18 protein-coding genes are annotated in these 19,308 nt (G+C 53.4%); 9 read left to right on the plus strand and 9 right to left on the minus strand.

What is annotated here, in order from left to right:
* Positions 1-76 precede the first annotated feature (76 nt).
* The 9 genes from PHV74_06020 to PHV74_06060 form a co-directional block, all read right to left on the minus strand.
* Positions 77-457, minus strand: a complete 381-nt coding sequence (locus PHV74_06020; protein MDD5093919.1) for a hypothetical protein — start codon at positions 455-457, stop codon at positions 77-79.
* Between the two features lie 159 nt (positions 458-616).
* Entirely contained in the window at positions 617-2,440 is a 1,824-nt protein-coding gene (locus PHV74_06025) for an aldehyde ferredoxin oxidoreductase family protein (GenBank protein ID MDD5093920.1), read from the minus strand.
* A gap of 93 nt (positions 2,441-2,533) precedes the next feature.
* Positions 2,534-2,956 (minus strand): hypothetical protein, encoded by a 423-nt coding sequence (locus PHV74_06030; GenBank protein ID MDD5093921.1) that lies wholly within the window; start codon positions 2,954-2,956, stop codon positions 2,534-2,536.
* 146 nt (positions 2,957-3,102) lie between these two features.
* Positions 3,103-4,437, minus strand: coding sequence for an FAD-dependent oxidoreductase (locus PHV74_06035; protein MDD5093922.1), 1,335 nt, complete (start codon positions 4,435-4,437; stop codon positions 3,103-3,105).
* Between the two features lie 135 nt (positions 4,438-4,572).
* Positions 4,573-5,643, minus strand: a complete 1,071-nt coding sequence (locus PHV74_06040) for a hypothetical protein (protein ID MDD5093923.1) — start codon at positions 5,641-5,643, stop codon at positions 4,573-4,575.
* 75 nt (positions 5,644-5,718) lie between these two features.
* The gene (locus tag PHV74_06045) at positions 5,719-6,978 is read right to left on the minus strand and encodes an ABC transporter substrate-binding protein (GenBank protein MDD5093924.1); all 1,260 of its coding nucleotides are present in this window, start codon (positions 6,976-6,978) and stop codon (positions 5,719-5,721) included.
* Positions 6,979-7,082: 104 nt separating this feature from the next.
* On the minus strand, positions 7,083-7,343 hold the full coding sequence (locus PHV74_06050) for a hypothetical protein (GenBank protein ID MDD5093925.1): 261 nt from the start codon (positions 7,341-7,343) through the stop codon (positions 7,083-7,085).
* Between the two features lie 710 nt (positions 7,344-8,053).
* Positions 8,054-8,524: a hypothetical protein gene (locus tag PHV74_06055; GenBank protein MDD5093926.1), complete on the minus strand. Its 471-nt coding sequence runs from the start codon at positions 8,522-8,524 to the stop codon at positions 8,054-8,056.
* A gap of 314 nt (positions 8,525-8,838) precedes the next feature.
* Entirely contained in the window at positions 8,839-10,053 is a 1,215-nt protein-coding gene (locus PHV74_06060; protein ID MDD5093927.1) for a CoA transferase, read from the minus strand.
* Between the two features lie 679 nt (positions 10,054-10,732).
* On the opposite strand from PHV74_06060, the gene PHV74_06065 reads away from it, so the two are divergent.
* The 9 genes from PHV74_06065 (at position 10,733) to PHV74_06105 (ending at position 19,282) form a co-directional block, all read left to right on the plus strand.
* Positions 10,733-11,395, plus strand: coding sequence for a TetR/AcrR family transcriptional regulator (locus tag PHV74_06065; GenBank protein MDD5093928.1), 663 nt, complete (start codon positions 10,733-10,735; stop codon positions 11,393-11,395).
* Positions 11,396-11,470: 75 nt separating this feature from the next.
* Positions 11,471-11,710 carry a ferredoxin family protein gene (locus PHV74_06070; GenBank protein ID MDD5093929.1) on the plus strand — a complete coding sequence of 80 codons (240 nt, stop codon included), beginning with the start codon at positions 11,471-11,473 and terminating at the stop codon, positions 11,708-11,710.
* Between the two features lie 26 nt (positions 11,711-11,736).
* Complete coding sequence (locus PHV74_06075; GenBank protein ID MDD5093930.1) at positions 11,737-12,813, plus strand: transketolase C-terminal domain-containing protein; 1,077 nt, start codon at positions 11,737-11,739, stop codon at positions 12,811-12,813.
* Positions 12,810-13,595 (plus strand): thiamine pyrophosphate-dependent enzyme, encoded by a 786-nt coding sequence (locus PHV74_06080; protein MDD5093931.1) that lies wholly within the window; start codon positions 12,810-12,812, stop codon positions 13,593-13,595. Before PHV74_06075 ends, PHV74_06080 begins: the two co-directional genes overlap by 4 nt.
* Positions 13,596-13,617: 22 nt before the next feature.
* A complete protein-coding gene (locus tag PHV74_06085; protein MDD5093932.1) occupies positions 13,618-14,199 on the plus strand; it encodes a 2-oxoacid:acceptor oxidoreductase family protein in 582 nt (193 codons plus the stop codon).
* Positions 14,199-15,413 (plus strand): CoA transferase, encoded by a 1,215-nt coding sequence (locus tag PHV74_06090; GenBank protein ID MDD5093933.1) that lies wholly within the window; start codon positions 14,199-14,201, stop codon positions 15,411-15,413. Before PHV74_06085 ends, PHV74_06090 begins: the two co-directional genes overlap by 1 nt.
* 101 nt (positions 15,414-15,514) lie before the next feature.
* Complete coding sequence (locus PHV74_06095; GenBank protein ID MDD5093934.1) at positions 15,515-16,660, plus strand: 2-hydroxyacyl-CoA dehydratase family protein; 1,146 nt, start codon at positions 15,515-15,517, stop codon at positions 16,658-16,660.
* A 6-nt stretch (positions 16,661-16,666) separates the two neighbouring features.
* A complete protein-coding gene (locus PHV74_06100; GenBank protein MDD5093935.1) occupies positions 16,667-17,983 on the plus strand; it encodes a 2-hydroxyacyl-CoA dehydratase family protein in 1,317 nt (438 codons plus the stop codon).
* Positions 17,984-18,103: 120 nt separating this feature from the next.
* Entirely contained in the window at positions 18,104-19,282 is a 1,179-nt protein-coding gene (locus PHV74_06105) for an acetyl-CoA acetyltransferase (protein ID MDD5093936.1), read from the plus strand.
* Positions 19,283-19,308: the final 26 nt, after the last annotated feature.

Raw genomic sequence — 19,308 nt, forward strand, 5'->3', positions numbered from 1 at the left:
GTAAACCATCGGTCAAATTCCTGGAATGTCCCGGGATAATCAATGCCAGAAACAGGATGAACAGACTCTTCCATGCCTACATACTACATTTTGTGGCCGGTTGAGTAAAGTGCATACCCACTTTAACGAATTCCACCGGCCGACGCTCGTTTCCTACCAGGATGCCACCTTGCTTCTCATTCCAATACCACTTGGCAAAATCGACGATCCCGTCTACAAAGAAGCCGACCAAAGCCGAAGGGCCACTGTAGTCTACTATCACGCCAATCTTGACCGGCTTATCGGAGACGGTGATGCTGGGAACCGAGGTTGGAGTTGCAGATGAGGCAGCGGTTTCTGCAGGGGTTGTCTTATCGGTGTCATCGCCACCACAGGCCGTCAGCACAGGTGCTAAGAGGGCCATCATCAACACGAGGGTTATGACTTTGTGCAACATGTTCGTTTTCAAATTTGCCACAATTCCCCTCCTTTCTTGGATACTTGCCTCCGACTTCTCCGTTTTCCGCCAGCTTCAGGGCACCGGTGGTGCACCACTCGGCGTACTGTGGACTCGATGGTTCACCGCATGTATCTCATTTGAGAGGGATGCCCGAATCCGGCTCCTGCCTTCAGTCTATTACAGCCCTAATGCAGCCAGTTTATCCTTGGTGGGAACTCCCTCTGCATCCCAGCATCGAAGCTTGTAATACTCAGGCAACATCTCGTCGAGCTTGACTACGCTGCCTTCAGCCAGCCCGTCCGGCATGGGTTCTTCAAGCATTCTCTTGGATATCGTGTCGTCTGCTTTAGTGAAACCGGCTTTCAGGTTGAAGAGCCTCTCCTGGTTCCAGATACGCTCACCCACCGCCATCAGACCATTCATCTCAAAATCAAGGCCGGTCGCGGCGTTTAACAGGAGGAGTAGTTCTTCTGGCATCACTATGCCCGTGGCGAAAGCGCACAAGCCGGATGCATCAACGACGGCCATGAGGTCCTGATTTTCTTTGACCGACTGTGCCTTGCCCTCAGTTACAGTTCCGGTGCCGACGGCGGGAAACTCCACGAAGGACATCCTGGCGCTGTTATGACAGGCGCCTCTGTTGGAAGTGGCATACCCCAAGCCCATGCCTTGAAGCGCCCTGGCATGATGCGCCGGCATCTCCATTCTTTTGGCTCCGATGAACACCTCCGGATGGCCGAACTTTTCTGCTGTCCGATAAGCGCCTTCGGCAAGTATGTCTCCCAGACCCTCGCGCAGCCCGATCTTGCGCGTGATTTCCACCAGCGCCTCGGCGTTGCCGAAATTCAATTTGCATCCGGCTTCCGCTTCAGTCAGGTATCCCCGTTCATAGAGTTCCATGGCGCAAGCGATGGTAACGCCTGTCGATATGGTGTCCAGCCCCATCTCGTTACAGATGAAGTTGGCCTTCAGGACAGCGGAGAGATTGTTCACTCCGCAACAAGCGCCAAGCAGGGCTGCCGTTTCAAACTCAGGCCCTTCGCCGTGGCCTTCGAATCCGGGCAGAGTGGTTCTGGTGACCCGCTTGCACCCGATGGGACAAGCAAAACACCCCTTGGCCCTGATCAACATCTTTTCCCTGAGAACCACAGGATCGAGTCCCGGATTTTCTTCATTTTCCGCCTCGAATGTCCCAGCGGTGAAGTTCCGGGTAGGAAACGAACCTGCCACGTTTCCCAGCCTGAGGGCGGATGCAGTGCCGTAGGTATGCATTGTTCCCGTGACGCCGTAAGACGGATGACGCTTGAACAGCCCGATCAACTCCGGGATCTTGCTCCTGAACGCCTCCCCATCGGCCAGGCGAACATTTTTGGTTCCCCTGACGGCTATGGCTTTAAGGTTCTTCGAGCCCATCACCGCTCCCAGCCCGGTCCGCGCCGCCGCGCTGTTCTCTGTCATGATGGCAGCGATTCTCGACAGCCTCTCCCCGGCAGGACCGATACAGGCAACACGGGTGTCCACGGTTCTCCACTGATCACCGAGCTCCGCCTTGATCAGCTCATCGGTCTCTGCACTGTTTTTGCCCCACAGATGGGAGGCTGGTTTGAGTTCGATTTCATCGTCATCGATGGAAAGGTAAACCGGCTTCTCCGACTTGCCTTCGAAGATGATCACATCATATCCGGCATACTTCAGCTCAGGGCCGAAATAGCCCCCGGAATTGGCATAGCCGATCGTGCCTGTCAAAGGGGATTTGGCCACTACCATGTACCGGGCACCCGTAGGGGCGCCGGTTCCGGTTAGAGGGCCGGTGGCAAATATCAGCTTGTTGTCGGGACCCAGCGGGTCGACGTTCGGATCGACCTCATCAAAAAGGATTTTTCCTCCAAGACCACGTCCCCCGATGAACTTTTTAACCAGGTCCATATCCAGTTCTTCAACCTTCCAGTCACCCTTTGTCAGGTTTACCCTGAGGACCTGTCCGGCATAGGCATTTCCCATTCTTCCACTCCCATCTATCTGTGTTTAGCTCTAGAAGAAGCTGTTGCTGAATTATTTTTCAGAGAACAAGGCCCCGGATATTCCAGTCTGAGCCTAGTAATCGCACTTTATGGAGGCGACTAGCGCGCCGAAAGCGTTGAAGCCGCCCATCTTGGCCATTACTTTCAGCATATCTCCATGAAGCGTATACAGTCCTTTTGCCATGGCTGCCTGAGAAGTCAGTTCTCCCCTGGCGATCTTGGCCAGGTTCTGATAGGCGCCAATGGTGGTGGAGATGTATTGATCATCTCTACCCAAATTCCGCCACTCGCTGGGGGCGGGTTTCTCCTGGCGTGTCGCTTTTGCCACCTTTCCTTCTTGAAATTCCCAAATAAGCAGGATATCCACGCCGCCGGGGGCGTCGGTGATGACGGATCTCTGTTTGACGGTCAGGGTCTTGGCTTTCTTCTGATACTCCGGATCTGTGTTGGCCTTTTCCACGATGGCATCTACCCACTCTTGTGTCTGGTATCTCATTATTTCGGAGCTCCTTCAAGTTATATTTTGCAAAAACTACCAGCCCTTGCTGCGGAATATATCAACCCTGCTGCCAGAATGGCAGCCCTGGTGCGGCAAGTCCGGCACAAATCGAGTTCTCCGCTACGGCCGGCGCCTCAAGGCCGCTATTTGTTAGACAAAGTGCTGTCCAGATGCTTGGCCAGGCGCTTGCCCAGGGCAATAATGGTCAGCACGGGCGGTACGCCGGGGGTCTCGGGGAACACACCGGCGTCACAGCAGTAAAGGTTCTTGACCGAAGTCTGCAAATTGGAATCGAGCAATTTGCCTATTGGGACCGTTGCAGAAGGATGGGCCAGAATGGGCTTGCCCCATCCGATGCTATAGGGATCACACCCTGCCTTGATCAGTATCTTCTCGGCAACTACCTTGCCGTATTCCAATCGGAAATTATCCCGATCGCTGAACACCTTACTCACCTTGCCCTCTTCTAGAAACACACGCCCTGTGGTCTCATCGCCTATTTTGACCATAATTCCCATCGCTTTTCCGCGGCGGAGCATATTCTTGAGATCGCGAGCCTTATGGGGTGAATTGGCAACATTGGCCAGCAACTGGGAATAATCCGTCGACATTGCTCCGGCATAGGTTATGCAGTTTTCGTAGTCTTTCCCGCCCACGCCCATCAAATGATCGCCATGCATTCCCTTGCCTTCCTTCAGATATCCCACAACGATAACCGAAGGGTCTGCGGCGAATTGCCTGCCGGCATCGTGGATGCCCGACCGTCTCAGAATGCGCGCGGAATTCATTCCCCCGGCGGAACAGACGACCACATTCGCATGGATCTCATAATCATCGCCATTGCTGCCTCTGGCCATCACACCACCGGCGGTGCCGCTTTCCACGATCACATTCCGGGCTTTCACATGGGTCAGCAGCGTAGCCCCGTTGGCAATGGCTTCAGCAACAGGTTCTTCAGCGGTCCACTTGGCACCTCTAGGGCATCCCAAGGCACATTTCATACAGCCGACTTTGCATTTCCCGGGATCAAAGAATTTATCCGTTACCCCCCAGGGGTACCCCAGTTCCTGAGCAGAAGCCATAAGACGTTTGGCCGCAGGGGCAATCAGCTGATCAGGAACCTTGTTTACCCGGCATTCCCGCCGGGCTTCCACTGTTTCCTGTCTGATATCTATTCCATGAATCTTCCACTCGTCATGGGACGGCTCCCACGCAATTCCGCAAAAGACCAGCGAGGTTCCACCGACGCCGCTGGCAGAGAACATGATGTCCCCTTCCATGGTGGGCGTCCGGCCATGTTTTTCGAAAATCTCCGCGGCGGCAAGCAGGGTACCCAAAAACCTTTTGTGATATCCGCCTTGTTCCAGGAGGATGACTTTTCGCTTTTTCTTGGACAGGTCTCTGGCTACTGTAGCTCCTCCGGGTCCTGTGCCTATCACCACAACATCGGTATCCAGCCTTTTGGTTGTCTTTGACAAGTAATCCTCCTTGATCCTCTCAGCGTAATTGATATATCTTACGCTGCGGTGTAAGACAGCAATCTCTCTCATCTGGGGAGAACCGATTGTTCAGCCCCCAACAGTCGCTGAACTTCGCATATCTCCCGGCCACACTCAGGCGGCACCCGAAGGCAGAGGGATGGCGCACCATCCATTTTCCATATAAGTCATCATGTTGTTCAGGGGAATGACGCGTCCGTCAGACAAGAACAATTGCCCTTTGCTATGGGCATGCAATCCGTAATGTATCGTAGGGCCTGACTTTGTTAAATAGCCGTAGTAGGTTCTCGATGATGCGGCAACGTGCAAGTCGATTACGCCATTCTTGGAGGCAAGGTTGAAATGCCATTTAACGGGCACTTGCATTCTTGTCTTGGGGTCTATCCAATATTCCAGTTCATCAAGAATAATATTACTGCTGCCTTTCTCATCGTGAAAAACAACCTCCTTCTCGTCTACAACCACATGGCTGTAGGTTCTTCCCATGGATGGGAAGTAATAGATGAAGATTCGGATATTATCACTGGCCCACCAGCACCAGTAATAGGGCGTACCGGTAAGCACCTGTGCCAGGTCCCAAGCCGGTTGGGTGAATTTTTCCTGAACTCCGAAACCTTTTGTAAGGGTGTATGTCTTGCCCTGGGCCTTGATGGAACCTTCAACCCACATCGGCTGCTCGTAACCGGCAAGGCCGTTCTTGGCAAGATCAGCGTATTTCCCTTTGTGGTAAGAGGCATCGCCCAACCCGCCAAAGACGAGGTCGCATTCCACTCCCAGATGTTCTCCCTTCATCTCCCAATAGGGAGGGCGGCAGACAATCTCACGGTTTTGCAGGTACCAGACTACTTCGTCCTTTGTCTGGCGCACTCCGCCTCCTCTCCAGTGATCGGTGGCCCAGGTGCGATTCCCAATAAACTCATTATCGTGCATTTTGTCCGTCTGGCCTTTGGGTTCGACCACAAAAGTGGTCTGCAATTTGTAAACATCATCCACTTGCCATGGACCCGTAAGCCCGCCTCCGGCCCGGAAAATACACGATACTACCGAGATGAGGTGATCGCTGGTTTCGCCCATCAGAAATAAGGCATTATTTTCGAAATATGACTGTCCCTTGGGCAATTTGTCTTTGTAGCTCAGTTGGTCCTCCAGGGTTACATTTGTTACCGCCTTTCTTCTGCTTGTCATGATCCTCCTTTCTCAGATCAACGGTGATGCCTTTCTTGTTGCGATTAACAGTATCGAACGTGAAATCACTTTCATCTACTTCACCGGTACAAGCTTCCCTCCGGTAAACTGCACAATCTGTCCTGCTAAACTTGGACTGCCATCAGCATAGATCGTGAGTAGCCCGGCCGGTGAGTTCCAGACAACTTTTCCCGAGCGCATTGCCTTCTGTATATCCTCGGGCTTATCCGACCCGGCCAGTTCTATGGTTCGCAAGGCGACCTCAGGTGGGCCATACATCATAAAATCGCTAGCCGCAGGAGCCCGCCCGTTTTCCGCTGCGAATACTTGTTCAAATTTTACAGACTCGGGGGTACCCGACCCGGCCATCCACATAAGCCAATGGTACGAGCCTTCCGCCCCTGTCTGCTTCAAAGAATTTGCAGAACTTGACGATGCGGTTGGGCAGATAACCTTAATGTTGCCCCAGCCTCCGAGTTCAGGCATCTGCTTGAAGATAGCAGTGTAAGAGTCGCCCCCACTCAAATCCGCAACAAGGACATCGGGATTTTCCATTCTTATGCGGGTTAAGAAGGGCGAGTAGTCGAGCGAGCCCGCAGCCGCATATTGTTCATAGACCACCTTAATCCCGGCTGCAGTGAGTATTGCCTTCACCGCAGATTGGCGTTCTCGTACATTCTGGTCATCCAATCCAAGAAGGGCCACGGTTTTAGGTTTAAAATTGCTGACCACAAATTCCGCCGTCATCTTTGAGGCATCAATTGCAGCGGGATAGATCGCGCGTATGGTATATGGATAGGTGCTTAGGTCCTTCGGGCTGGCCCCCATGCTGAAAAAAGGTACTTTAGCCTCTTGCGCAAAATCAACATCAGCAATGAACTCGGCTCCGGTCGCCCCGCCGTAGATAATTGCGGAGACTTTTTCCTGCAGGGCCAGCTTGTTAAAACAAACCTTGCACTCGGCCACTTGGGTCTTGGTATCGCACGTGACCCACTCGATAGGCCTGATCACTCCCCCGACATTGATGCCTCCCTTCTCTGCTAATTCCTTCTTCACCACTTTCATGCCCATTTCGGCGATTGTGGAAGCAACGGCTCCCTGGCCGGAATAAGGAAGCATGACACCGATCTTTATCGGCTCTTTGGAGACAGTTGGCGCGGGCGTTGTCGCCGCTGGGGTCGTCGCTGCGGGCGTTGTCTTTGCCGGTGTCGTCGCCACAGGCGTTGCGGTTTCCTCTTCGTCATCATCGCCACAGGCTGCCAGTATCGGCACGATCAGCACCAGAACCATGACTAAAGCTGCCAGTTTGTACAATAAAGTACTTCTCGATCGCATCGTTATCCTCCCTTTATATTTTCTTGTGAACCTACTCCATGCCTGCTATGTGTGATTATTAGTTTTAGGGCCTGCCTATATCTGTCATCCTGGCGCACCTCCTGTTACCCATTGGCCTGTTTATTTTCGGTCTCGAGTTTGACCCATCTTGTAATGCCTTCACCCCCCCACATATCTGATAGAATCAACTCAGTTTCAGATTGAGGGGAGAATCCTCCACGAGAACAGCCAATCAGCTTACTTTCACCAATTTCCGCGATCATCTGGGGGAAGATATTTTCTATCAAGCCCTTCATTGTTTGATTGCCCAGGCCATCACCTTGAAGGTCATCTGGGGTCGGTATACTGCCACGGATACCTCTCACTTATGGGCGTATTCCAACCGGTTCGGCAAAAAGACCTGCTTCTTCAAGGGGGAATTGTGATTGTCCCCAGAGCTACTCCGAATAAGCTCACACTATGGCAAGGCTGCTATTCGGGATGCTGGAGCCTTAACTTCTTCGGGGGGCGGGGGTAAGGCTCCAGCATCCACAAAAGGGAAAGGAGACTCTCCCCCCGCTGGTACGTCGGGGGGATGATGATTCAAGAATCAGACTGAAGACCAAGGAATATGACTCCTCTGGTTACAGGGTTCACCTCATCGTCTGGATGGTCCCAGGGTCAGGGGTTTATCGGATCAATATCCATATCTACTTGATCTACTTGGCCTTACGCGGACAAGTGGCCAAGAAGATCGGGGCAGCGATCACTAAAGGGCTCAGCAAACCTCAACCGTTGCCGTGTCCTATATGAGCTTAGTTGAGCGTGCAAACGATGCGCTATCGCAGATTCAAGGGATGATACTGCCCATGCAAGCTGATTATGCTGTTTTTAAGGTGCCCAAACCCTCAACATTAAGGGGCTAACCTATGCGAACATCATTTGAAAATCAACCCACTGGTTTTCAAAACCGATTCTCCTCCAACCACGCAATCTTAACCACTATTCTTACCCCCCCACCAGGGGCCCTGTTTAGTTTTGATTTAAGCCTCTAAATTGATCGATTCTTAGGAACCTCTGATTGACGTATAGCGAGTCAGGCGTCCAATACAAACTCCCATTGACAAGCGATATCCTCAGGATTTTTTCGAGGTTCCGTGGGCACATTTAAAGCTCTGACTTTTGCGTCAGGCAAGAAGACCTTCAGGTAGGCTTCCATGGCCAACTGCTCTACTACTCGACACAATGGCTCTATCCTCTGAGGTGCGTTTTTCTCAAAATACTCTAATGTGCGACAACGTGTGATTGTATGTATCACATGGTTTCTGCCTTTGACCTCAAACTCACTGTCATATATTCCTGTGATGATGCCATCAGGTCCCAACTGCCAGACCTTCATCACATCAACAATGTCCTTTACCGAGATGTTGAAGGCCTTTGGAAGCTTTGAAGTGGTTGCTTTTGCCAGCCTCGGCCAAATGGTTCTGCGGCACTCATCAGCGACTTCATCGCCCACTTTCTCTCTGACCATCTGCTCCCATGTTTGATCCATGGTGACATATGCCATTGACCATGCACGCAGCAGTTTGCTGATCAGGAAATCTTTTGAGAAATCCTCCAATCTCAGATCCGGATTGAATTCACCACTATAGTCGATTAGCTCTGTGATTTCAGACTCCTTCCGTGTATATTCATGTTGGTTGTAGACTGTGCGTGCCCCCGATCATAGTACCAGCTGTAAAGTCGGGATGGACTACCAGACCGAAAGCATCTTTTGGCATCAACAACGACCTTGTGGCCTCAGCTTTTTTCAGATCGATAAATCTCAGCTTGGCCATGTGTCCAGTAGTCTCAGGGCAGTCGGATAAGGAGGGCTGCCTCCTAGATCACCTCTTCGTTTTTGAGATCGACCACTTTGTCCCAGCTATATCCCAGCAGTTCAGTGAGCACTTCCTCGGTGTGCTGGCCGAACTCGGGAGGCTCCCTCCGCACCGAGGCGGGTGTCCGGGTCAGCTCAAAGGGGAACCCGTTCATCTTGGTTTTCCCGAAAACGGGGTGATCATAGTCGATGATGTAGTTGTTGGCCAGCACTTGAGGATCGTTCACAAGATCGTTGACGTCATTGACGGGGCCGAAGATGAAATCCCTGTTTTGACCCAGTATCCCGAACCATTCCTCCCTGGTTTTGGTGGCGAAGGTTTCATCGAGAATTGTGATAAGCGCCTCAGAATTCTGGCCTCTGATATTATGATCCTTGAACAGGGGATCGCTGGAGAGGTGTCCCATTCCCATGGCTTCGCAGAAGGCAATCCAGTGCCTGTCCGATTGAAGCATGGCCAACTGGATCCACTTGTTGTCGGCACACCGGTAGAAGTTGAAGAGGGGGTTACCTGCCGCACTCCGGGACATTCGAGGAATCGGTTTTTCCACAAACAGGCGTGAACTCACCGTCAGGTTCAACATGGTCATCATCCCCGACAGGAGCGAGGTATTGACCTCCTGCCCTACCCCGAGCCTTTCTCTGGCCAGCAGCGCCATCAGCACGCTTGTGAAGCTCATGACAGCTCCCACCTGATCCGCCAGGCCGAAGTGCGCTTGGACAGGTGGCATGTGCGGCTCTCCCGCCGAGGCCATAAACCCCGATCTGGCCTGCCCTATCGGGTCAAGGATCGGCGCATTCGCCTCCGGACCTCTGGGGCCGATCCCGGTGGTGTTGACATAGATCAAACGAGGATTATACCTGGACAGCGTCTCGTAATCCAGTTGGGCTCGCTTGGCAGCGCCCACGCGGAAATTCTGCATGAAAACGTCGGACTTCCCTACTAGGTCATAGACGATCTGCCTTCCTTTCTCTTTGGTAATATCAACGGTGATGCTCTTCTTGTTGCGATTATTGCACTCAAAATAGAAGTTGCGGGTACCGGTTGCGGTATTGACCCCGATGAGTCTGATCAGACCTCTTGCCGCATCACCCGTGATCCTGTCCTCAAGCTTGATCACTTCAGCCCCGTAATCTCCTAGAAGCTGAGTGGCAAACGGCGTCTGCTGCATCATTCCCCATTCAACGACCCGAATGCCCTCCAATGGCATGTTCATTACAAACCTCCTGCCGGAATCTTCTGTCAAAAATCTTCACCAAACCATGAGCTCTTTGGCTCCCTGATTTGGAACGCTCTCCTGTTGGTTGCAACTGTGTCGAGGTCTCCTGTACCGGTCAAGGATCGATTAAATCTGGATCGCCGAATGTTTATGCCCAAGGCAGAACATCGTAAACGAATATATTGGGCTCGAAACCGGAGTCCTATCGAACTTGTCCTTCGGGATCGCGCAGGCTTAATACGCAAGCAAAGGCTGTACTTGTGAAGACAAACTAACCCACCCCGATAATTCAGGTGGGGCTGAGTTGCTGAATTTGTACGGAAGTTCAGTGATGCCAGTAAGCGGAGGGCCTGCCCGCGCCGAAGCTGGTGTGGCACATGTAGTGACCAGGCATGCACACACTGGACAAAGGAAAAGTGCTCGCCAGAACCAGATTTCCTCCTTTTTGAACATCGCTCGTTTTCTTCCCTCGTCTGCTTGTTAAGGCAGCCAACCGTTCGGTTGATCACCAATTTAACAGATGACTTTCGGTTTGTCAAGAGCTCTTAGACGGTGGCATTATTCTTGTTAACTCGGTAAAATGAATGCTAAAATAGGTGGCCGGGGGGGCTTGACAAGCGACAGTAGCTTTCGCTATATTATAACCAACCAAACGGTTGGCCTAGAGGTGTTGAAGATGGACAGCATGATTAAAAAGCCGAAAAATCAAAGGACCAACATAATAGATGAATCCATCAAACTGTTTCTCTGGAAGGGCTATCATGCCACAAGCATGGATGATATTAGCGCTTCGGTCGGGCTGAAAAAAGGCAGCATCTACCATTATTTCACAGGAAAAGAAGCCATACTCCGCCAGTGCGTTTTGATGCCGTTACAGTCTGCTTTGTCTTTGATTAAAGAGGTTGTCGAAAAGGAATCCTCCCCGGTGGAAAAGCTACGGCAAGCGATCCAGATACAGATTCAGATAGTTCACGATCACCCCGAGCTTTTCATAGCGGTGCAGGAGAATTTTGACCTATTTGAACCTGAGTTGCGAGATGAGGTTCTCCGACTACAGACCGAGTATGAAAAGCTGTTTCAGACGGTTGTAACCAAGGGGATCGAGAGTGGGGAATTCCGCGCGGACCTGAGCCCGAGAATCGTGTCTTATGGAATCTTGGGTATGTGCAACTGGATGTTCAGGTGGTACAGGAAAGATGGAGTGTTGACTTCCTCTCAAATCGCCGATCAGTTCTTTTCGCTTTTGGCCGGCGGAATACTGTGTAATCCCCAATTGTCGTCCCCAAGGGATATCATGAAGCGCGGATTTACCGATCGTGGTGATCCCACCGCCCCATGATGGCCCTTCGAATGTCTGGCAAGGCGTCCAGGTCTTTTAGATTCGATATCAACTTACTCATAGGAGGTCGACCGGATGGCAAAAGGTGAGATCAGTATCAACGAGGTTTTGTGTCGGGGTTGTGGATATTGTGTAGAGTTTTGTCCGCGCAAGTGCAATGAAATACGGGACAAGCTAGGCCCTCAAGGGGTCTTGATTGCCGAGTTTACCAGCCCCGACAAATGCAATGCCTGTGGGATTTGCGGCTGGATGTGCCCCGATTGCGCCATCACAGTCTACAAATACGCGGACACGCAAACGGCTAAAGCAGCTTAAAGCTAGCCTTCGAAAAGGATGGTCACATGAATGAGAATCGGAAAATTATAGCCAAGGGCAATGAGGCAGTGTGCTGGGGGGCTGTCTCTGCAGATTGCCACCATTTCTTCGGATATCCCGTCACGCCTCAAAACGAGATCACTGAGTGGTTTGCCGCTGAGTATCCCAAACGGGGATGGTCCTTTGTACAGGGCGAATCCGAATGGTCGGTGACCGGGATGTTGTTTGGTGCCAGCGCCGCCGGAGCCAGGGTCATCACCTCGACCGCCGGACCGGGCTGGGGGCTGATGCAGGAAATTCTTTCCTCAATTGCCGCAGCCAGGCTTCCAGTGGTAATCGTAGTCGTTCAAAGGGGAGGGCCGGGACAGGGGACCACTTCACATGCCCAGATGGACTACGCAGTGGCCACGCGCGGTGGCCATGGGGGATGGAAAAACATCGTGCTCGGCCCCAGTTCCGTTCAGGAGAATTGCGACCTGGTACAGATGGGATTCTATCTGGCGGATAAGTATCGCAATCCGGTGGTTGTGCTCACCGATGCCATTATCGGGCAGATGGTAGAGAAGCTGGAGGTTAGAAAGCTTGATTTCGGTCCTCTGCCTGCAAAAGATTGGGCGATGGCCGGACACGCCGTCAAGGGTGAAAGGTACGACATGATTGCTTCCGGTCCTGGCATGATCGGGTCCTATGTGGATACGCTTAGGGCAACAAAGGATAGCTGGGATAAGATTGCAAAGGAAGAGGTCCGGTGGGAAGACTACAAGACCGAGGATGCTGATGTGGTCCTGGTTGCCTATGGCTATCCTTCACGGGCCTGCATGGAGGCCGTTGACTGGGCTCGTGCCGATGGGTTCAAATTGGGACTGCTCAGGCCGATTACTCTGTGGCCTTTCCCTTATGATGCCGTGAAGAAGCACTCCGACCGGGGCGCCAAGCTGTTGGTGGTTGAAGACAGTCTGGGGCAATTGATCGAAGATGTTCGCCTGGCTGTGGGTGCTGATAGGCCTGTCTCACAGGTGACAGTGCTCGACCGGCACAACCCGACTTTCAGCGGCATGATCATGCCCGATGTCGTTCTGGAGAAAGCGAGGAAGCTACTATGAATCGGGAGGTAAATGCCGTGAACAAGGAAATCGTGAGCGCTCCCCCAAAGATGCGTTTGATCATACCCGGCGGTCTGGGTCCGAATATTTGCCCGGGGTGCGGACACTTTCTGGTAACTAAAATTATTTGCGAAGTTATAGAGGAGATGGGCATTGGTGACCGAACCATGCATGCGTTGGGTGCGGGATGTGCCTCGATCGCTTCACTCTATATTAAGAATGACTGGGCGGGGTGCAGCCATGGCAGTGCTCCGGCAGTGGCTACCGGTATAAAGCGGGTGCATCCTAATGCAGTAGTTTATACCGTCCAGGGCGATGGAGATGCAGTGGCTATCGGGGCCGGTGCCTTGATCAACGCCGCAGCCCGTGGCGAAAAGATTACGGTATTGATGCTCAACAATACCCAATACGGAACCACCGGCGGTCAAATGGGGCCTACCACTCTGGACGGACAGGTAACCACAACAAGCCCGTTGGGCCGCAATCCGAGCATCGAGGGCCATCCCCTCCGTGCGGCGGAAATGATCGCAACGATCAGGAGCGCAGCTTATAGTGCGCGTGGCGCTGTAAACAGCCCCAAGAACTTCCAGCTTACTAAGAAATATCTCAAGACCGCGTTTCAAAGTCAGATAGATAATAAGGGGTTCTCCTTCCTTGAAATCATCACCCAGTGCCCTACCAACTGGCATATGAAACCCCCGCAGTCTGCCAAATATGTGGAAGAGAAGGTGATACCGGAATTCCCCCTTGGCGAATTCAAGAACACAAGTAGCTCCAATTAATAGAGCAAAGGGAGTATTGGAGATGAGTGGTAAAATTATGGCGAAAAACGGTTCCAAGCGAAAAGATGTAGTGATGGCCGGTCTCGGTGGGAGCGGTGTGTTGCTGGTCGGGGAAACCCTGCTGCACGCGGCGGAACCTTTATATGAGTACGTGACCTATTTCCCGTCGTATGGGACCGCAATGCGGGGCGGAGCGGTTGAGTGCAGCGTGGTTCTTTCTAATGAGCGGATCGGGTCACCGATGCTTCCGCTGGCCGATGTGGTGGTGATCTTTGACGCTGCCCGGCTAAAGGAGTTCGAAGGACGGGTGCGCCCCGGAGGACAGTTGCTTCTGGAAAACACCAATGTTACCGAGGAGCCCACGAGAACCGATATCAAAATATTGAGGATCCCGGCTCGGGAGATTTCCGCTGGTCTGGGAGACACCCGGGCCACCAATCAGGTGATGTTAGGTGCATATATTGCAGCTACCGGCGCGGTGGCTCCGGATGTGATCGAGAAAGAGATCGAGAAGCGCTTGAAAAATAAAGGCCTCAGCAAACTGGTGGCCTTGAACCTGGAGGCCTTCAGGAAAGGCATGCAGGCATCAAAGGGAGGAAATTAATGGAGAAACCACTGGAGGGATACAGGGTTCTGGATTGGACCGTCTGGCAGCAAGGCCCCGTGGCTGCCATGATGCTGGGGGATCTTGGCGCCGAGGTGATCAAGATCGAAGAGCGAACCGGGGGCGATCCTGCGCGAGGCATGATGAAGCTGGCAGGCGCGGCCGCCGGAGTAGCCGGGCGCAACTTCTATTTTGAGAACAACAATCGAAACAAGAGAAGCCTGGTTGTGGATCTCCGCAAACCCGAGGGCAAGGAAATCGTCTATAAGTTAGTGAAGAACTCCGATGTCTTCGTGCAGAATTTCCGCCAGGGTGTGGCTGCCCGTCTGGGGTTGGATTACGCCACCCTCAAGAAGCATAATCCCAAGCTGATCTATGCCGCGGCGTCCGGCTGGGGGCCGAATGGTCCCGATGCTGAGAAGCCAGCGTTTGACTACACCGGGCTGGCCCGATCGGGAATGATGTCGGTAGTCGGAGAGCCGGGGATGCAGCCCATGCTTACTCAGGGAGGCATTGGGGACCAGATGGGCGCCACGATTACGGCTTATGCCATCGTCACTGCATTGCTGGTAAGGGAGCGAACAGGGAAAGGACAGCAGGTGGACACATCGCTTCTGGGCAGTTTGGTCTGGCTCCAGGGGTTGAATGTATCCATGCAATGTCTTCTGGGCGGTTCGATGCCCCGTGTCAACCGTGCCAAGGCGGGCAATCCGCTTTACAACCATTATCGATGCCAGGATGACAAATGGCTGGCGCTAGCACAGTTGCAGCCGGATCAGATTTGGCCGTCTGTGTGCCGCGTTCTCGGTTTGAGCCATCTGGAGAAAGACCCCAAGTTTGCCAATATGATGGAGCGGGGAAAGAACAGCGCGGAGTGCATCGCTGAGATGGACAAGGCCTTTGCCTCCAAGCCGAGGGCGGAATGGGTCAAGCTCTTTGCCCAGGACAAGGATATCATTGTCGAGTGTGTTAACACCATTGCCGACGTTCCAACGGATCCTCAGGTGTTGGCAAACAACTATGTCATTCCTTTCACTCATCCGGTGTGGGGCCCGGTAAAGGTTGTCGGCATGCCGATGTCCTTCAGCGAGAGCAAGGTTGGTCCTCAAAGGGAAGCACCGGAATTCGGGCAGCACACTGAGGAGATACTGACGGAGATGTTGGGATATAGCTGGGATGATGTCTCCAAGTTGAAGGACGCCAAAGTCATCTAGGATGTTCGCGCATAGTCAAGAAAAGATTTGAATAAGATCTGAGTCCGTTCCTAGAACGGACGGCGGATTAAGAAAAATTCACTCTGATCAAAGGATAACAAATGAGCACAGCGAGATTGTCTCATCTGGAAGAACTCTATAAGAATCGATCCCGGAGGGCGGAAGAGCTGAGAAAACAGGGCCAAAAAGTGGTCGGCTATTTTTGCTGCCACCCCCCTCTGGAGATCATGACGGCCCTGGATTTGGTGCCGTATCGCATCACCGGGGATGTCAAAGAGCCCATTAGCAAGGCGGACGCTTATCTGGAGACCATTATGTGTCCCTTTGTCCGCAGCTCCTTCGATCTGGCCATCAAGGGGAGATACGACTTTCTGGACGGCTTTGTGGTGCCTCACACCTGCGATACCGTACAACGCATCTACTCCATTTGGAGGGATCACAAAAATCCGGAGTATTCCTACTTCATCAATGTTCCGCATATGTTGCAGCCCACCTCCTACGCGTTCTATAAGGAGGAGTTGGAGTTATTTGTGGAAAGTCTGGAGCGGTATGCCTGCGAAATCCTTTCCCCGAAGCGGCTGGCTCAGGAGATAGCCCTGTACAATGAAAACCGGGCATTGCTGCGCCAGCTTGCCAATCTGAAAAAAGCAGATCCGCCGCTAATCTCTGGCACCGAGATGACCAAGGTAATGACGGTGACCACCGCTCTTCCGCCAAAGGAAGTCAACAAACTGCTCAAAGAAATCATCGCCGAAGTCAAAAAGGGCCACAACGGCCCCAAGAAGCAGCCGGCCCGCTTGTTAGTATACGGCTGCGAGATCAGCGATGCGACCTTTCCAGAACTGGTGGAGAAATCCGGCGCCAATATCGTCATTGATGATCTGGGAATGGGGACAAGGTCGTACTGGGATGATGTCCCGGTTACCAGCGATCCTCTGGAAGGTCTGGCCAAGCGGTATCTGGAGATCAGATGTCCCCGCACCTACCGGGCCAAATCCGGCACCCATCAGCAAGACATGGAAAACCGCTTCGGCCATATAGGCCAGTTCATCAAGGACTTTAACGTCAACGGCGCGGTGCTTTATATCATCCGATACTGCGATACCCACGAGATGGATGTGCCCGACGTCATCGAATATCTGAAGGGGCTGGGATTGCCCGTCCTTCATATCGAGGATGACTATAGCGTGGGCACCATCGGGCAGCTCAGCACCCGGGTGCAGGCATTTCTAGAGACGATTGGTTAGGGGATTATGATGGCCGAAGAACAGACTAAAAAGACAACTTCGATAAAAGCAACCAAGACGGCCAAGAAGGTCCGTGAGTTTGTCAGGACGATGTACATGCGGGCCCATCAGGCCAAGGCAGAGGGTCGACCGGTGGCCTATTGCATGATGGCCTCCGGCTATGATGAAATCCTGCTGGCCATGGATATCACCCCTGTCTGGACGGAGAACTACGCCGGACTATGCGCCGCCAAGCACGAAGCCGAACCGTTCCTGCTGAGGGCGGAAGCGGACGGCTATTCCAACGTGGTCTGCGGCTATGTCCGGACCGGGCTGGGATTTGACGCCATGCGCAAGGAACAGGGCGGCATGCCCAAAGGCGCGCCGGATGGCGGTATGCCGGAACCGGATATGCTGCTGGGTAGCAGCTGCACCTGCGACCCCCGCTACAAGTGGTATCAGTCCATGGGGCATTACACCGATACTCCCACCTACTGTCACGATGTGGTCATTCCCTCGGTGGATGCCAATTACAAGGCGGTGACGCCCCATTACATCAAATATCAGGTCCAGCAGTTCAGGGGACTGATTGCCTGGCTGGAGGAACAGACCGGCAAGAAGATGGACTACGACAAGCTGCGCTATCACGTCGATCTGGCCAATAGGGCCGCCATGATGTGGTGGCAGTCGGATCAACTGCGCAAGGCGATTCCTTCCCCGATGCCGTCTCAGGACCACTTCAATATCTTCACCCCCGGCGTATTCCGTCTGGGGGAACAGGCCACGCTCGATTTTTACACCGAGCTTCGCGATGAGATCCAGGAGCGGGTGGATAACCACATCGGCGTCGTCGAGAACGAGCAGTACCGGTTGATGTGGGGTGGTGGCCTGCCGCCGTGGCATACCATGTGGATGTTCAATTACTTCGAGAGCATGGGGGCGGTGTTTGCCATCGAGAGCGCCTACATGCACTGGGAACCCCGTCACATTCCCGAAGGCATCAGTGATCCGGTGGAACATATCGCCACCCGCAACTACCGGCTGATGACCAATTACTACGAGGAAGCGCAAGCCAACAGCGGCGATCCCGCCGTGGAGAAGCTGCTCAGGCTGGCCAAGGATTACAGCATCGACGGCATGGTGATGCATGGCAGCCGGTCCTGCCGGGCCATGACCATCGGCCAGATGCACTCCAACGCCACCATCCAGAAACAGGTCAACCTGCCTTTCCTGGGACTGGTGAGCGATATTGTTGATCTGAGGGACTATTCAGAGGCTCAATGGCGGATGCAGATCGACTCATTCATGGAGACCGTTCGCAATCGCAAAGCACAAGGACGTTAGGAAACAGCCCGGACTTTTACCAGCGATAAAGGTAAAGTCAGCGCCGGGGTCAAAGAGAAACTCAAGATCGAGTGAAGCTCGATGCAACAGGGACAACAAACACGTTAGGGAGGTCAGACATTGGAGAGCATAAAAGATAGAGTGGCCTTAATCGGGGCCGGGTGCACTAAGTTCGGGGAGCTCTGGGATAAGAGCTATGAAGACATGGTCATCGAAGCCGCCTACGAGGCGCTGGAGGATGCCGGGCTGGAGGTCAAGGATATCGACGGTTGGTGGGCCGCCACCCAGGATACCACCGGGTTCGGCTCGAGCATTTCGATTCCGCTGAAGATCAAGAACAAGCAGGTGTCCCGGGTGGAGAACGCTTGCGGCACCGGGACGGAAGGCGTCAGGATGGCGGCTTACGCGGTGGCCGCGGGCATCTTCGACACAGCCATGGTGGTGGGATTCGAAAAACTGAAGGATTCCGGATGGTCCGGTCTGGGGGGTGTAGGGAAGGTAATTCCCGGGGGCGCCCTGCCTCTGAGTGTTCCGGGGATGTATGCCATGGCCGGGATCCGGTATTTTTACCAGTACGGGTTAAAGCCCCAGGAGGGGAAGGAGATGTTGGGCAAGATCGCCGTCAAGAGCCATTACAATGGCTCTTTGCATCCCAAGGCGCACTTCCAGCGAGCCATAACGCTCGAACAGGCGATCAATGCCCCCATCCTGGCCTGGCCTTTGGGTCTATTCGATTGCTGCGCTGTAAGTGACGGAGCAGCGGCGGTGATCATCACCAGGCATGATCTGGCCAAGAAATACAGACCCGATCCGGTTTACATCAAGTCCATCAAATGCATCGTAGACGCTTCGGACGGCTATATCCGCGATGACTACGATTACGCCCACTTTGAGACCGATCGCGTCTTCTCCAAGGCGATGTACGAGGAGGCAGGGATAAAGGACCCTCGCAAGGAATTGACCGCCGTCAGCCTTCACGATTGTTTCACCATCGCTGAGGCGATTTCGCTGGAGGACTTCGGCATCAGCCCCGCAGGGAAGGTCAAAGAAGACATCGATGCGGGTTTCTTTAACCTGCATGCGGGCGGAGTTGCCGTCAATACCGATGGCGGGCTGAAATGTTTCGGCCACCCTGTCGGGGCAACCGGCCTGAGGCAAATGTACGAAGCCTACAAGCAGCTCCAGGGGAAGGCTCAAAAGCCCGAGAGACAGCTCAAGGATCCCAAATTCATGATGATCCACGCCCGTGGCGGATGGCCGGGGCAGACGTTGCCCATCGGCGCCATCCTTGGAAACTGAGCGCAGGCGTTTTCAGAGGTCGCCTT

This window comes from Dehalococcoidia bacterium (assembly GCA_028711995.1).
In the GTDB taxonomy this organism is placed as follows: Bacteria; Chloroflexota; Dehalococcoidia; order SZUA-161; family SpSt-899; genus JAQTRE01.